This window comes from Campylobacter pinnipediorum subsp. caledonicus, assembly GCF_002022005.1.
Classification (GTDB): Bacteria; Campylobacterota; Campylobacteria; order Campylobacterales; family Campylobacteraceae; genus Campylobacter_A; species Campylobacter_A caledonicus.
This window is the reverse complement of the sequence record NZ_CP017258.1, coordinates 941642-956034: the sequence shown is the minus strand read 5'-3', so window position 1 is coordinate 956034 and position 14393 is coordinate 941642. Positions and strand designations below refer to the sequence as shown.

General features: G+C 29.4%; 16 protein-coding genes and 1 tRNA gene. 6 read left to right on the top strand and 11 right to left on the bottom strand.

The genetic code is table 11. The features are described from left to right. Positions 1–2: 2 nt before the first annotated feature. From CPIN18021_RS04815 to CPIN18021_RS04800, 4 genes are all read left to right on the top strand, one after another. Entirely contained in the window at positions 3–971 is a 969-nt protein-coding gene (locus CPIN18021_RS04815; RefSeq protein WP_180375112.1) for an agmatine deiminase family protein, read from the top strand. After that, on the top strand, positions 971–1837 hold the full coding sequence (locus CPIN18021_RS04810) for a cation diffusion facilitator family transporter (RefSeq protein ID WP_078424544.1): 867 nt from the start codon (positions 971–973) through the stop codon (positions 1835–1837). Before CPIN18021_RS04815 ends, CPIN18021_RS04810 begins: the two co-directional genes overlap by 1 nt. 17 nt (positions 1838–1854) lie before the next feature. Next, positions 1855–2727, top strand: a complete 873-nt coding sequence (locus CPIN18021_RS04805) for a carbon-nitrogen hydrolase (protein ID WP_078424543.1) — start codon at positions 1855–1857, stop codon at positions 2725–2727. A 104-nt stretch (positions 2728–2831) separates the two neighbouring features. Further along, complete coding sequence (locus CPIN18021_RS04800) at positions 2832–3770, top strand: TAXI family TRAP transporter solute-binding subunit (protein ID WP_078424542.1); 939 nt, start codon at positions 2832–2834, stop codon at positions 3768–3770. 144 nt (positions 3771–3914) lie between these two features. Here the strand turns inward: CPIN18021_RS04800 and CPIN18021_RS04795 are convergent, their stop codons facing one another. Both CPIN18021_RS04795 and CPIN18021_RS04790 read right to left on the bottom strand, forming a co-directional pair. Continuing rightward, the gene (locus CPIN18021_RS04795) at positions 3915–5552 is read right to left on the bottom strand and encodes an L-lactate permease (protein WP_078424541.1); all 1638 of its coding nucleotides are present in this window, start codon (positions 5550–5552) and stop codon (positions 3915–3917) included. A gap of 318 nt (positions 5553–5870) precedes the next feature. Further along, positions 5871–5947, bottom strand: a tRNA-Met gene (locus CPIN18021_RS04790). 192 nt (positions 5948–6139) lie between these two features. On the opposite strand from CPIN18021_RS04790, the gene rpsT reads away from it, so the two are divergent. Beyond that, entirely contained in the window at positions 6140–6409 is a 270-nt protein-coding gene (rpsT, locus tag CPIN18021_RS04785) for a 30S ribosomal protein S20 (protein WP_069632054.1), read from the top strand. A 7-nt stretch (positions 6410–6416) separates the two neighbouring features. After that, positions 6417–7484 (top strand): peptide chain release factor 1, encoded by a 1068-nt coding sequence (gene prfA, locus CPIN18021_RS04780; protein ID WP_078423386.1) that lies wholly within the window; start codon positions 6417–6419, stop codon positions 7482–7484. Between the two features lie 1046 nt (positions 7485–8530). Here the strand turns inward: prfA and CPIN18021_RS04775 are convergent. The 9 genes from CPIN18021_RS04775 to CPIN18021_RS04735 form a co-directional block, all read right to left on the bottom strand. Next, a complete protein-coding gene (locus CPIN18021_RS04775; RefSeq protein ID WP_078423385.1) occupies positions 8531–8746 on the bottom strand; it encodes a hypothetical protein in 216 nt (71 codons plus the stop codon). A gap of 5 nt (positions 8747–8751) precedes the next feature. Next, the gene (gene pgeF, locus CPIN18021_RS04770; protein WP_078424540.1) at positions 8752–9462 is read right to left on the bottom strand and encodes a peptidoglycan editing factor PgeF; all 711 of its coding nucleotides are present in this window, start codon (positions 9460–9462) and stop codon (positions 8752–8754) included. Further along, positions 9426–10034: a riboflavin synthase gene (gene ribE, locus CPIN18021_RS04765; protein ID WP_078423383.1), complete on the bottom strand. Its 609-nt coding sequence runs from the start codon at positions 10032–10034 to the stop codon at positions 9426–9428. Before ribE ends, pgeF begins: the two co-directional genes overlap by 37 nt. Further along, the gene (gene panD, locus CPIN18021_RS04760; RefSeq protein ID WP_069632060.1) at positions 10034–10384 is read right to left on the bottom strand and encodes an aspartate 1-decarboxylase; all 351 of its coding nucleotides are present in this window, start codon (positions 10382–10384) and stop codon (positions 10034–10036) included. Before panD ends, ribE begins: the two co-directional genes overlap by 1 nt. A gap of 1 nt (position 10385) precedes the next feature. Next, positions 10386–11669: a UDP-N-acetylmuramoyl-L-alanyl-D-glutamate--2,6-diaminopimelate ligase gene (locus tag CPIN18021_RS04755; RefSeq protein ID WP_078424539.1), complete on the bottom strand. Its 1284-nt coding sequence runs from the start codon at positions 11667–11669 to the stop codon at positions 10386–10388. Next, entirely contained in the window at positions 11653–12198 is a 546-nt protein-coding gene (locus tag CPIN18021_RS04750) for a histidine kinase (RefSeq protein WP_078424538.1), read from the bottom strand. The genes CPIN18021_RS04755 and CPIN18021_RS04750 overlap by 17 nt, the downstream gene beginning before the upstream one ends. Next, positions 12191–12460: a NifU family protein gene (locus CPIN18021_RS04745; protein ID WP_078423380.1), complete on the bottom strand. Its 270-nt coding sequence runs from the start codon at positions 12458–12460 to the stop codon at positions 12191–12193. Before CPIN18021_RS04745 ends, CPIN18021_RS04750 begins: the two co-directional genes overlap by 8 nt. A gap of 17 nt (positions 12461–12477) precedes the next feature. Continuing rightward, positions 12478–13281: a M48 family metallopeptidase gene (locus tag CPIN18021_RS04740; protein WP_078424877.1), complete on the bottom strand. Its 804-nt coding sequence runs from the start codon at positions 13279–13281 to the stop codon at positions 12478–12480. Positions 13282–13369: 88 nt separating this feature from the next. Beyond that, positions 13370–14377 (bottom strand): AI-2E family transporter, encoded by a 1008-nt coding sequence (locus tag CPIN18021_RS04735; RefSeq protein WP_078424537.1) that lies wholly within the window; start codon positions 14375–14377, stop codon positions 13370–13372. Positions 14378–14393: the final 16 nt, after the last annotated feature.

The window sequence follows — 14393 nt, the reverse complement described above, 5'->3', positions numbered from 1 at the left end:
GTATTAGAGCTTTTGGAGAGTGGGAAAAACAAGAAAGTTTACTTTTGTCATTACCGCATAAAAATACAGATTGGAGTCCATATTTAGAGGAAATCCTAACAAGCTATGAAGAGTTAGTTAGTGCTGTTAGTGCTTTTGAAAAATGTATTTTGATATGTCCTGATGATGAAGTGTTAAAAAGGTTTTCTAAGTTTAAAAATTGTGAATTTTACAATATAGACACAGATGATACTTGGATAAGGGATTATGGGAGTATAGATGTTTTATCGGACAATGAACTTGTAAGTTATGATTTTAAGTTTAATGCTTGGGGTGATAAATTTAGTTCATCAAATGATAATGCTCTAAATGTAAAATTAAATAAATTCTTAAATAAAAATCTAAAAAGCATTGATATGGTTTTGGAAGGCGGAAGTGTTGATTTTAATTCAAAAGATGTGCTTTTAACGACAGAATATTGCTTACTTAATAAAAATAGAAATCCAAATTTAACAAAAGAGATGCTTGAAAAAGAGTTAAAAAATCTTTTCGGACTTGAAAAGATTATATGGCTTAAACATGGATTTATAAAAGGTGACGATACGGATCATCATATAGATACATTAGCTCGTTTTATATCAAGCGACACTATAGCTTATGCTAGTTGTGATGATGAAAATGATGAACATTTCAAAGAGCTAAAAAAAATGGAAGATGAGCTTAAAAAAACCGGATTTAACCTAATCTCACTACCAATTCCAAAGGCAAAATTTTTTGAAGGTAAAAGGTTAGGTTGCACATATACAAATTTTATTTTTATAAACAATGCTCTTATAGTTCCTACTTATAATGATGACAACGATGATATTGTTATACAAAAACTTAAAAATGCTCTACCAAATTTGGAGATAATTGGTGTAAATTCTTTGGTTTTTGTTCGTCAAAATGGATCGCTTCATTGTTCTAGCCAAAATAAATTTTTAAAAATATAATGAAACTTGAAACAAAGGCGATTTTTTTAGCTTCTATTATAGCTTTGATTTCGGCTATTGTCAAAATAGTAGCCGGTTTTTTAAGTAGTTCTATACTTCTTATTAATTCGGCTGTTGATTCGTTTTTTGATAGTTTTGTATCTTTTTTAAATTTATTTGTTCTTAAAAAATCATCTCAAAGTCCAGATTCTACTTTTAATTTTGGATACTCAAAGCTTGAGAGTTTAGCAGCTTTTACTCAAGGATTGATCATATCTTGTATTGGAATATTTTTATTTTATAAAAGTATAATGAAGCTCGTTCAGAACAATCATAATTTAGATATTGAAATTTCAATATTTGCTATGCTATTTTCATTGTTTTTTACAGCCATTATCGTTTTTTTGTTGTATTATGCTTTTAAAAAGACTGATAATTTGGTTGTAAAAACAGATATGCAACACTATAAAGGTGATCTTGTTTCCAATCTTGCTGTTTTGTTAGCTTTTGTATTTATAAGCTTTACCAATCTTTATATTTTTGATAGTTTATTTGGAATTTTAGCTAGTTGTTATATTATATATTCTGCTTTTTTGTTGATAAAACAAAGTTCTTATATGCTTTTAGATGGTAGTATAGATGAAAAGATATTGTGTGAGGTCGTGCAACTTATTTTGCAAAGAGAAGAGGTACTTAGTTTGCACGATGTGAAATCAAGACAGAGCGGAAATAGGTATTTTTTGAGTTATCATATGGTGTTTAATAAAACTTTAAGTTTAAACGAAGCTCATGATATTTCAGATGAAATTGAAAATCTCATAAAAGAAAAGTTTAAATTTAATTGGGATATAGATGTTCATTTTGATTATTTTGATGACAGTAATTAATTTTTTAAGGAGCATAAATGAAAGTAGCGCTAATACAACAAAAATTTCATAAAACAAAAAAACAGACAGTTGAAAAAACATTAGAGCTTATAGAACAAGCAAGTAAAAACGGTGCAGAACTTGTTGTTTTACAGGAGTTGCATCAAACTCAATATTTTTGTCAAAGCGAAGATGTTGAATTTTTTGATTTAGCAAATGAATATAAGAGCGATATAGAGTTTTGGGCTAATGTAGCAAAAGAAAATAAAGTTGTTTTAGTTACATCTTTATTTGAAAAAAGAACTACTGGGCTTTATCACAATACGGCTTATGTTTTTGAAAAAGATGGCTCTCTGGCTGGAAAATACAGAAAGATGCATATCCCCGATGATCCACTTTTTTATGAAAAGTTTTATTTTACACCGGGTGATATTGGTTTTGAGCCGATTGATACTAGTGTAGGGCGACTTGGTGTGTTGGTTTGCTGGGATCAGTGGTATCCAGAAGCTGCTAGGTTAATGGCTTTAAAAGGAGCTGATATTTTAATATATCCTACCGCGATTGGTTGGTTTGATCTTGATGGTGATGATGAAAAATCAAGACAGCTTGAAGCTTGGGTTGCAGTGCAAAGAGGACATAGTGTGGCAAATGGACTTCCTGTTGTAACCGTAAATAGAGTTGGCTTTGAGAAAGATGAGTCTGGTGTATCTGATGGTATACGTTTTTGGGGAAATAGCTTTGTTTTTGGTCCACAAGGAGAGCAATTATTTAGAGCTGATAGTGAAAAGGAAGAGTGCTTTATTGTGGATGTAGATATGAAAAAAAGTGAAGATGTTCGCAGAATTTGGCCATTTTTAAGAGATAGGCGCATAGATAGCTATAGTGGACTTTTAAAGAGATTTATTGATTAGTTTAAAATTATACTAATTAATTAAATTTATTAATACTTTAATAAAAAAGTAATGACTAAAATGTGATAATCACATAAAAACTAAATTAACAGGAGTTGGATATTATGAAAAAAGTTTCTATTTTGTTATCAGCAATTGCTTTAAGTTCTATGGTTAATGCTAAAGAATTTATAAGTATAGGTACAGGAGGTATGACTGGCACCTACTATCCTATAGGTGGTGCTATATGCAGACTTATTAACAAAGATCCAAAGATTAAGTGTTCAGTCCAATCAACCGGAGGTTCTGTTTACAATCTTAATAATGTTTTAAAAAAAGAGCTTACTTTTGGATTTGTTCAAAGTGATGTTGTTTATGATAAATACAATGGAACTGGTAAATTTAAAGATATGGGTGATAATAAGCTGCGCTCCGTTATGGCAATTTACCCAGAGCTGTTAGCATTTGTTGTCTCTAAAGAAAGTGGTATAAAAAATATAGTTGATTTAGCTGATAAGAAGTATAATGTAGGCAATCCTGGTAGTGGAAATGAAGTTACTACGCTTGCTGTTTTTGATGCTAATAAATTCGATGTTTCAAAACTTGCGTATAGAGGTGTTTTAACTGCTCAAGAGTGTCCTCACGCATTAAAAGATAAAAAAATAGATGGTTATAGTTTTATGGTTGGACACCCAACTGCAAATATAACTGACGCTGCAAATTCATTACCTATTGATATACTTGATATAAGTGGCGATGATATAGATGACATGATAAAACAGTATCCGTATTTTGCCAAAGGTGTTATACCAAAAGGAACTTATGATGGTGTTGATAGAGATGTAAATAGTGTTGGTGTAAAGGCTGTATTGGTGGCTACCGAGTCAACTAGCAATAATGCTGTTGCTTCTGTTGTTAAGTCTATTATAGAAAATTTTGATGAGTATAAAAGTCTTCATCCAGCACTTAAATCTGTAACAAAAGAGAGTTTGCTTGAAGGTCTTTCTGCTCCGTTGCATCCAGCTGCTGAAGCTGAGTTTAAGAAAGCTGGAATATTAAAATAATTATTTTCCTCTCTTTTGAGAGGAAAATATCTATCTAATATATTAACTTTTTTAGGATTATTTAAAACTAAGCGTTTTGTTGTAGGTGTGTTTATTTGCAACAAGCTTAAAAAGCAAGTTGCAAATAAATAAAAGATTATATTGTTAACTTACAATAACAGGTATAAGCATAGGGAATAGATTTAATATTACCCAAGTTATGATACCGCCAACAACTATATATATAATTGAGTATTTTAGTGTAAATTTAAGTAGCTCGCTCTCTCTTCCTACAAGACCAACAGCTGCGCAAGCTACGGCTATACTTTGAGGGCTTATCATTTTTCCAGCCATTCCACCTACTGTGTTCGCTGCTAAAAATATTATTTCAGGTATATTTAATTGCGATGCTGTTACCTGTTGTAATGTCCCAAAAAGCAAATTTGAGCTTGTAACAGAACCAGTTAGAAAAACACCAACCCAACCTATTACTGGAGAGAAAAATGCAAACGCTTCACCACCTGTATTTGCTAGAGCTAGACCCATAGTGGCAGCTTGAGCGCTATTTTTAGCTATAAAAGCATACGCTACAACAAGACCTATTGTAACAATTGGCATAAACATCTCTTTAAATGTCTCTTTTGCTGCATCAACAGCTATGTTTGCCTTTATTTTTAAAGTAAATATAGTGCATATTCCAGCAAGTAATATCGCAAGACCTATTGCTTTTATGGCTTGAAAAGTATATGCTGTATTTACCGGCTCTTCATCTAAGCTAAGCGGAACTGTTTGGATAATACTATCTTTTAGATATGGCAAATAAAATGTAATGTCAGCAAAAGAAGCAAATGTTTTTATAATAGGTGTTGTCCATATAACTATAAAAATTATAAGATATATAAATGGAGACCAAGCTTTTAATATATCTTTTATATTAATTTTTTTATCATTATCAAAATTTGTTTTTCCATCTAATCTGTATATATTTTTTATTTTATAAAATTTCAAAAATACAACAGTTATTGCTATTGAAAATACAGATGAAGTTATATCTGCAAGCTGTGGTCCTAAAATACTAGCTGTTAGGTATTGAACTACGGTATAACTAGAAGCAACGACACATAATGGTAAAAATGTTTGTTTAATACCTTTAAAGCCATCCATTAAAAATACTATAAAAAACGGAACACTTAAAGTTATTATAGGTAGCATTCTTCCAACCATCATTGATAAAATATTTTCATCAATTCCAGTTGTTTGAGCCATAGCAACAATAGGAATTCCAACTGCTCCAAATGCTGCTGGAGCTGTGTTTGCTATCATACAAAAACCAGCCGCATGTAGAGGATTTAGTCCGAGTCCAACAAGTAAAGCAGCTGTTATGGCAACAGGTGCACCAAAACCTATAGCACCCTCTAAAAATGTTCCAAAACAAAGAGCTATGATAACAACTTGCACTCTATGATCAGGTGTTATAGTTGTAATTGATGCTTTTAAGGTTTCAAAATACCCTGACTTTACGCTTAGCTTATATAGAAAAATAGCGGTTAATATAATCCAAGCTATAGGCCAAAGACCTGTAAAAAATCCTTGAAAAAAGCTCATTACTGCTATTGCTATTGGCATTTTATAAACAATAATTGCTATTATTAAGCTTAATGATACTGTTAAAAAAGCAGCAACATAACCTTTTAGTTTTAAAACGACTAATGAAGCAAAAAACAAAAATATAGGTAGTGCTGCTACAAAAGCACTTAGCCATATATTTGAAAATGGATCATAAATTTGTCTGTATAATTCCATGATTTCAACCTTTGTGTAAAATAAAAGTTAAATTTTATCACAAATATGATAAAAATAAATATTTATCGCATATTAAATATATTTTATTATTTTATATTAAGAGTTATTAGTTATTTGCAATGATATGTTTTTTATGTAAGTAAATTTGTTAATTTTTACTGACTTAAAACCAAATTTATCTAATTATTTCTTACAAGTCAACAAAACAGTTTTAAAAGTATTTAAAAATATATAAAAGCATTGAAAGTTATAAAGGCTTTAAAAGTCAAATTTTATGGTGCTTTTTAAAACGTTTTAAAGGTATTTACAAAGTATGGATGGTGTCAAGAGAGAGACTTGAACTCTCGACCTCCGGCTTATGAGACCAGCGCTCTAACCAGCTGAGCTACCTTGACATTTTAGGCTGTGATTATATCATAAAAAACTTAGATTTTTATAAAATAAATCATAAAATTATATATTTTTTAAAATATTTATTTTATCTTGCTTTAGTATATTTATTAAGCTATATTTAATACTATATTTAATATAATCTCGGACTTAAATATCTTTTAAAAAAGTACTAAAAATATAAGAAAAGGTTAGTTATGGCAAATCATAAATCTGCTGAAAAAAGAGCAAGACAGACTATAAAAAGAACAGAAAGAAATAGATTTTATAGAACAAGACTTAAAAACATAACAAAAAGTGTTTTAGTTGCTGTAGAAGAGAAAAACTTAGATAAAGCTACTGAAGCTTTAAAAGTTGCAAACAAAAGTTTCCATAGTTTTGTAAGCAAAGGATTTTTGAAAAAGCAAACAGCTGCTCGTCGTGTTAGTCGTTTAGCTAAACTTGTAAATACACTTAAAGTAGCATAATTATATAATGTTAGCTGATAAGCTTCGTCCTTTTTTAGAACGTTATAATGAAATTTCTAAGCTTCTTAGCGAACCAAATATTTCTACAGATATAGAAAAGATGACCGCTCTATCTAAAGAACAGTCATCTTTAGAGGATATATATCAGGTTTCTACATTATATCTTAACACCTTAAATTCTATAGAAGAAAATAAAAATCTTCTTGGTGATCCTGAGCTTGGTGATCTCGCAAAAGATGAGATAAAAGAACTTCAAAATCTTATTATTGAACTTGAAAATAAGATTAAAATTTTATTGATACCTAAAGATCCAAATGATGAAAAGAATATATTCTTAGAAATAAGAGCTGGCACTGGTGGAGATGAGGCCGCATTGTTTGTAGGTGATCTTTTTAGTGCTTATATTCGTTATGCTGATGCCAGAGGTTGGAAATTTGAAGTTGTTGGACAGAGTGAAGGAAGTGCAGGTGGCTTTAAAGAGATTATTGTTTTGATTAAAGGTAAAGGTGCTTATTCTAGACTGAAGTTTGAAGGTGGTACTCATAGAGTCCAAAGGGTGCCTGAAACAGAGAGTCAGGGTAGGGTGCATACATCTGCTGTTACTGTAGCTATTATGCCTGAAGTTGAAGATAGTGAAATAGAAATTAATATGAATGATCTTCGTATAGATGTTATGAGAAGTTCAGGTCATGGTGGTCAAAGTGTAAATACTACCGATAGTGCTGTAAGAATAACTCATATTCCAACAGGAATAGTTGTAACAAACCAAGATGGAAAATCTCAACATAAAAATAAAGAAGCGGCGATGAAAGTCTTAAAAGCAAGGCTTTATGAAAAGCAAGAACAAGAAAGACTTGAAAAAGAAGTAAGCGAAAGAAAAAATCAAGTAGGAACTGGTGATAGAAGTGGTAGAATAAGAACTTATAATTTTCCGCAAAACAGAATAAGTGATCACCGAATAAACCTAACTCTTTATAGGCTTGATGCTATAATGGCAGCTGGTCTTTTTGATGAGATAATAGATCCACTGATAGCTCATAATCAAGCAGAAGCTTTGACAGAAGCTGGGCTATAAAATTATACTTATTGCTTTTTGAATTACTTTTTAAGATTTTAAATTTTTACAATAGCAACAAAAACTTTTATATAATAATTTTATATTTATCTAAAAATCAATTGCAATTAAAATAAATTTTTTAAAATAAAAGATGGGATTATTTTAATCTTTTTTATATTTCACATATATTATCACAACAAGATAACCATAAAGGAGATATGAATATATTTCGTAATAAGCAAAACTTAATAAAAAATCAACAAGTATTTTTTTATGCTATCTATATTTTTTTTAATTAAAAAAATTGTGTTTTTCTATATCTTTACTTTCTAAAAGTTTAATGAATTTAGTAAAATCATCTTTGAAAATAAATATGTGTTTATAAAAATTCTAAATCTATATTTTCTAGATAATTAAATTCCTTTCTTTTAAATTATATTTTTTATATAACAATCTTCTGAATTATCATAGTATATTATTCTTTTATGCCAAATACACAAAAAACTGCCAAATAGTTACAACCAAGAAATATTTAGTATGACACCATCTAATTGGGCGCATATATAACCAACAAAACCTGTAGCACTCATCGTAGAGGATAAAAATTATCATATAAAGTAACTATAAAACCTTTTTTATGATTGATAACTTGTTGTCTGTTATATTTTTCATAAAAATATACTTATTATAATACCTATAAAAATAAAAACAATGCCCATATAATGCCCATTTAAAATCAATTAACCATTATATTGTTCTTGATTTTCAAGATAAAATTCTTGCTTTTCCTTTTTTATTTTCTTCTTTTTTTAATTCCGGGATGTTTAAGAATATAATATATAAATATAGCTAATCTTATAAAAATACAAAAATTCCAATAAGAAATAATATTGTTATTATTTTTGTCAAATTTTCTTATTTTTAGAATTAAACATCATTTATAAAGTTTATTAAATAAGTATTTCGTTATAAAAAAAGATTGTATCTAAAAAATTAATAAGATAAAATTCATTACTTTTTAAAGTAAAACAAAAAATATTGTTATTCAAGTTTAAAATAACATATTATTTGCTTAATTGCAAGTTTTCTTCTATTTGGATTAAACTATTAAAAATATTTTTTATGTTTTCTAAGTCTTGACTACCTATATTTATATCTGAAATCTGTGTTATATTGTTTAAAAAAGCTTCGTTTTGCAAAATTTCTATATCAAATTTTTTTGCATTTTGCGCTATTTTTATATTTGTTATATTTTGAGTATTAAAGTTTTCATATCCCATTTTATCTACCTTAAAGCTATTATTCCAGCAAATCTACCAGTTGTTTTATCTCTTCTATAAGAAAAGTATCTGTTATCACAATGCGTGCAATTATGATCAAAAGAAAAATTATTTATGCCAAGTGAAATAAGCTCATTTTTAATTGCCAAGTTCATATCAAATTTATTTTCTGTCTTGAACTTATTAAGCTCTCCAAAATCCAAATTCCCAATCTCGTAACAGCTACCTTTTATATTTGGTCCTACAAATACTAATAAGTCGGAAGCATTTGAGTTAAAATTCTCTTGCATTTTTATCACACATTTTGTTAGTATCTTCTGGACAATACCTTGTCTTCCAGCATGGATACAAGCAATAACACTATTTTTATTGTCATAAATTAAAATAGGTGAACAATCAGCAACCATAACACATATTCCGATATTTTTTAAATTTGTGATAATTCCATCACAATTACCAAGAAATTGATCTTTATTTTTTAGAATTTTAACTTCATCTGAATGAATTTGATTTATAAAAATCAGCTTTTGTAAGCAAAGAAAATTTCTTAAAACTTCTCTATTTTTTAAGACATTGTATATATTATCGTCAGTATGCAAACCTAGATTTAAACAGCTATAAGATCCGTTACTAACCCCACCAAATCTAGTGCTAAATCCAGCTATGATATTTTTATTGTTTAATACAAACTCAAAAAGTTGTCTACTTTTTCCCAAGTAAGCTCTTTTTTAAACTCAATTTGCCTGGCGATATATCTTGCCATCATGTCACTTTCTATGTTTACTCTTCTGCCTATTTTAAAATCACAAAAAAGACTCTCTTTGAAAGTTATAGGGATGATTGTTAGTTTTATTGTATTTTGCAAGACTTCATTTACTGTAAGGCTTACACCATCAACACATACACTTCCTTTGTTTGCCATAAATTTCATTATCTCTTGTGGTAATTTTATAAAAATATCAACCCCGTTTTCATTTTGAGAAATTTTACAAACTTCGCCTATTGCATCTATATGACCTTGAACCAAATGCCCATCTATTCTATCTCCAAGCTTCATGGCTGGTTCTATGTGAACCTTGCCTTTTAAATTTTCAGTAGCTATATGCTTTCTGCTTTCAAGGCTAAGTTCCACACTAAAACCATCATCAAATATCTCTATAACACTAAGACAAGCCCCGTTTACAGCTATACTATCGCCAAGATTTGGCTTAAAATCAGCTTTTAGTCTAAGTATGTTGTTTGTATAACTTTTAACTACAGCTATCTCTCTTATTAGGCCATTAAACATTATTTGTTTTTAACTATTTCGTTTTTTTCATTTACAAAAACAACGGTAGGTTTAAACTCTTTTGCTTTTTTAGGTTTCATGCTAGCGTATGCAACTATTATCACAACATCTCCAGCACATACTTTTCTAGCTGCAGCACCATTTAAACAAATTTCACCTTTTTTGCCGTTTATTACATATGTACTAAATCTTTCACCATTGTTTACATTTAGTATCTCGACTTTTTGCCATTGGCAAAGACCAGCGGCTTTTATTAATTCTGTGTCTATACTGATTGAACCAACATAATTTAAATTTGCATCTGTTACAACAGCTCTATGTATTTTGCTAGATAAAACTTCTATTGTCATTTTATATTTCCTTTAAAATTTCTTCTACTATTTTTTTATCGCTAAATGGAAATTTTACACCATTTATTTCTTGATATTCTTCATCACCTTTACCAAGTATAACAAGTGCCTCACTATCTTTTAATGATAATAACCCGATTTTTATAGCCTTTTTTCTATCTTCTTCTTGTATTGTGTTTTCTTTATTCATTCCGGCATATATATCATCTATGATATCTTTTGGTTTTTCACTTCTTGGATTATCGCTTGTTATTATTGAAATCCTTGCATATCTTTGAACTATCTCACCCATTTTTGGTCTTTTTGTCTTATCTCTGTCACCACCAGCTCCAAAAATCACAACCAAACTCAAATGTCTTAACGCGTGCAAAACTTTTTCTATTCCATCTGGAGTATGAGCAAAATCAACTATCACGAGTGGTTTTTTGCTAACTATTTGCATACGCCCATCCACACCATTAAATTCACTTAAAGCTTTTGAAATTTGTTTGATATTTTTGTTTGTTAAAAGAGATATAGCCCCAAAAGCGGCTAACATATTATAAAGATTAAACTCACCTTGTAGGCCTAAATCAAGCCAAATTTCTTCATTATTTGTTTTAACTAATGCCTTAATACGCTCCTTTAATTCGTAGTTTATTGAATAAAAATCACTATTTTGCTTTAATGAGTAAAAGTATGCGTTTTTTTCATTAAATTTAATAGATTTATCATCTTTATTTATAAGTTTTAAGCCATCATCCTGAAAAAAACTACTTTTTACCTTTGCATACTCTTCAATACTTTTGTGATAATCAAGATGATCTTGAGTTAAATTTGTAAAAATTTTAAGAGCAAAATCCAAACCTTCTATTCTGTTTTGTGATATTGCATGAGAGCTTACTTCCATTACAAAAAAATCACACTTTTCTTCACTTGCTTTTTGCAGATAATATAGCGTTTTAATGATAGGGCTTGTTGTTAGTGATTTTTCATCTATATTTTTACCATTTATAAAAGCACCTCTTGTACCACTAAGACCACATTTAAAACCTAGTTTTATAAGAGATGAGTATATTGCAGTAGCAGTTGTGGTTTTACCATTTGTTCCTGTTATACCTACTATTTTTATGTTTTTATCTATTTTTAGTAAGTTTTTGCATTCATTTACATCTATTATGGTTGCTTTCTTATCTAATGCGCTATCTGTGTATTTATGATTGCTTTGAGTTTGTAAAAAATAGCATCCTGCTTCACATTCTAAAGAGCTATCTGTTATAAAAGTTTTATCAATGTGTATCTTCATTATTTTTTCTTTCTTTTACTTTTTCAAGAAGTTTGTTTATCCTCTCATCGCCTCTAAACATAGTGGCTGCGCTTTCAAGATAGTTAATACTCATATCTAAAAAATCATTTTTTATTAAATTTTGTATAAAATCCAAAAAATCATCTTTATTTGATATCATGACTTTTGTTGAAAACATTATATTTTGAAATACACTTTTAAAATCAGAATTTCTAACAAAACTCATAAATTCCTCATAACTTATAGCATCTTCTTCTTCAAGCTCTTCGCTTTGTGTGTGTTTGTTTTCTAGTGCATATAATAATTCATATAAATTTTCTATATCTTCTTTTTTTTTCTCTTTTGTATAAAAAAGCTCAAAAAGCATATTTGCTTCATCAAAAGAATCTTTTGCAAAAACACATAGATTTATATAAAAAAGCAAATTTTTATCGTTTGTTTGTTCGTATGCTAAGGAAAAGTATTTTAATGCATCATCAAATTTATGATTTTTAAAATTTTTTATACCAAGTTTTTTATAATTAAGCAAAGCTAACCTCTTCGCCTTGCGGTACATTTATGACTTCTAATTCAGGATGTATATCTATTTTTAATTGTTTTTCTATACCGTATTTTAGTGTGTTTCCGCTTGCTGCACATCCTTGACAATGTCCTGTGAGTCTTACATAAATTTTACCATTTTTAATACCAAGAAAATCAAGTCCGCCGCCATCATTCTCTAGCATAGGTAAAACTTTTTTTAAACTTGCCTGAACCGGTTTTAAAAGCTCTTCATCTGTAAATGGTATCATTTTTTTCCTTTTTTAAATTAATTTTTTGTTGTTAAATAAAGAGGCATTACTTTATTTGCTATATTTTTCAAATCAGCTATTCTGCTAGCATTTGATGGGTGTGTGCTTAAAATTTCAGGTGTGCTTTGTTTTGAAAGCTTACTCATTTTTACCCATACTCTAACAGCTTCTTTGGGATCGTATCCAGCTCTTGCCATAAGTTCTGTTCCTATATGATCAGCTTGTGTTTCGTGTGCTCTTGAAAAAGGAAGCATTATTGTATATCTCGTTGCTAATTCTATTAAATTTGTTGTAGATGAATCAAGACCAGTAACTTTTGCGATAGCAAAAATTCCTAAGTTTTTCATCTTATCATTACTTGCTTGTTCTCTACTATGCTCTCTTAAAGCGTGAGCTATCTCATGTCCCAAAACAGCTGCTAATTGAGCATCGTTTAAATTAAGTCTTTTTATAAGACCACTATAAACAGCTATCTTGCCACCCGGCATACACCAAGCATTTAGTATATCCTGATCTATTACGTTAACCTGCCAATTCCAATTTAAAGCATCTTTTCTAAATGTTCCAACTTGTTTAATAATTCTATCTGCTATCACTTTTACACGTTTTGTTAATACGATATCGGTATTTAATGAATTTTTTGTTTTTGCATCAGTTAGTGTTTGCATATATGCTTGATTTGCGCTTTGATCCATTTGTTCTGAAGATACAAGAAGTAGCTGTCTTGAGTTTTCTCCAACTAAACCACCTTGCGTTGTGCTTGTATAGCAACCAACTACCATAATTCCAATAAAAGCTAACGACAATAAATATTTTTTTATCATAATAAACACCTAAATAATATAAAATATAGTCAAAATTATATCAAAAACTTGCGTAATTATTTGTTTTAATTATATTAATTTTTTATCATTCTACTTTATCACTTAATAAAATTGCTATAAATTTTGTATTTGGATTTGAATCTAAGGCTATTTTGAGGCTCATTGTAAGCGGAATTGCTAAAAACATTCCTCCAATTCCAAATAAAAATCCCCAGAACAAAAGGCTTAGTAAAACAACAAGGGTGCTTATGCCAAGCCCTTTTCCTAAAAATTTCGGTTCTATAAAATTTCCAATCGCTATATTCGTAAATAGAAACAATAAAAACACCCAAAAAGCAGTTGTTGAGTCATTTATAAGCATCGCTACTAAAATAGCCGGCAAAGCAGCTACTATAGAACCTATTGTTGGTATAAAATTTAAGATAAATGCTAAAATAGACCAAAGTGGAGCATACATTACTCCAAGCAGTTCAAGTCCTGCAAAGACAACAACACCTGTTGCAAATGATGCTAGGAATTTAATCTCAAGATATCTTTTTAAGTTTGATATAAATGTATCTACTGTTGCTTGAGCTTGCATATTTTTCTTTGCAAAATATGTAACTTTTTGTTCAAATACACTCTTTTCAAAAAGCATAAAAGTGATAAGTAAAAATATAAAAAATGCCTTTGACACAATTTGAGTACTCTCTCTTAAAAGTCCAGAAAATGTTGCAAATATTTTATTTGGATCAAAATCACCACTTAGAAAGCTTTTTATGTCAAATCCATATTCATATGCAAATTTAACCATGCTATCTGTAAATATTTTGAACTTTGTTTGAAGTTCCGATATGTTTCCTAAAAGCCCGTTTACGGTCTTTATGACAGTATTTCCCATGAATCCAAGTGATGAAAATATAAGAAAAACCACAATCAAAAATGCTATTATTTTTGGGATTTTAAGACTTTCTAGCTTGTCTATGAGTGGAGATACTATGATGGCTATAAATGCAGCTATCAAAAACGGCAGAACTATCGTACTAGCAGCCTTTAGGCCAGCCGCTACTATAACAAAACTAGCTATATAAACTACAATTAAATTATTTTTCAACTTTTACCTTTTTTAA

Excerpts from the sequence above, each read along its gene's own strand:
- CPIN18021_RS04805 (WP_078424543.1), top strand. The coding sequence starts at position 1,855 with ATGAAAGTAGCGCTAATACAACAAAAATTTCATAAAACAAAAAAACAG.
- CPIN18021_RS04810 (WP_078424544.1), top strand. The coding sequence starts at position 971 with ATGAAACTTGAAACAAAGGCGATTTTTTTAGCTTCTATTATAGCTTTG.
- rpsT (WP_069632054.1), top strand. The coding sequence starts at position 6,140 with ATGGCAAATCATAAATCTGCTGAAAAAAGAGCAAGACAGACTATAAAA.
- ribE (WP_078423383.1), bottom strand. The coding sequence starts at position 10,034 with ATGTTTAATGGCCTAATAAGAGAGATAGCTGTAGTTAAAAGTTATACA.
- CPIN18021_RS04755 (WP_078424539.1), bottom strand. The coding sequence starts at position 11,669 with ATGAAGATACACATTGATAAAACTTTTATAACAGATAGCTCTTTAGAA.
- prfA (WP_078423386.1), top strand. The coding sequence starts at position 6,417 with ATGTTAGCTGATAAGCTTCGTCCTTTTTTAGAACGTTATAATGAAATT.
- CPIN18021_RS04775 (WP_078423385.1), bottom strand. The coding sequence starts at position 8,746 with ATGGGATATGAAAACTTTAATACTCAAAATATAACAAATATAAAAATA.
- panD (WP_069632060.1), bottom strand. The coding sequence starts at position 10,384 with ATGACAATAGAAGTTTTATCTAGCAAAATACATAGAGCTGTTGTAACA.
- CPIN18021_RS04800 (WP_078424542.1), top strand. The coding sequence starts at position 2,832 with ATGAAAAAAGTTTCTATTTTGTTATCAGCAATTGCTTTAAGTTCTATG.
- CPIN18021_RS04745 (WP_078423380.1), bottom strand. The coding sequence starts at position 12,460 with ATGATACCATTTACAGATGAAGAGCTTTTAAAACCGGTTCAGGCAAGT.
- CPIN18021_RS04795 (WP_078424541.1), bottom strand. The coding sequence starts at position 5,552 with ATGGAATTATACAGACAAATTTATGATCCATTTTCAAATATATGGCTA.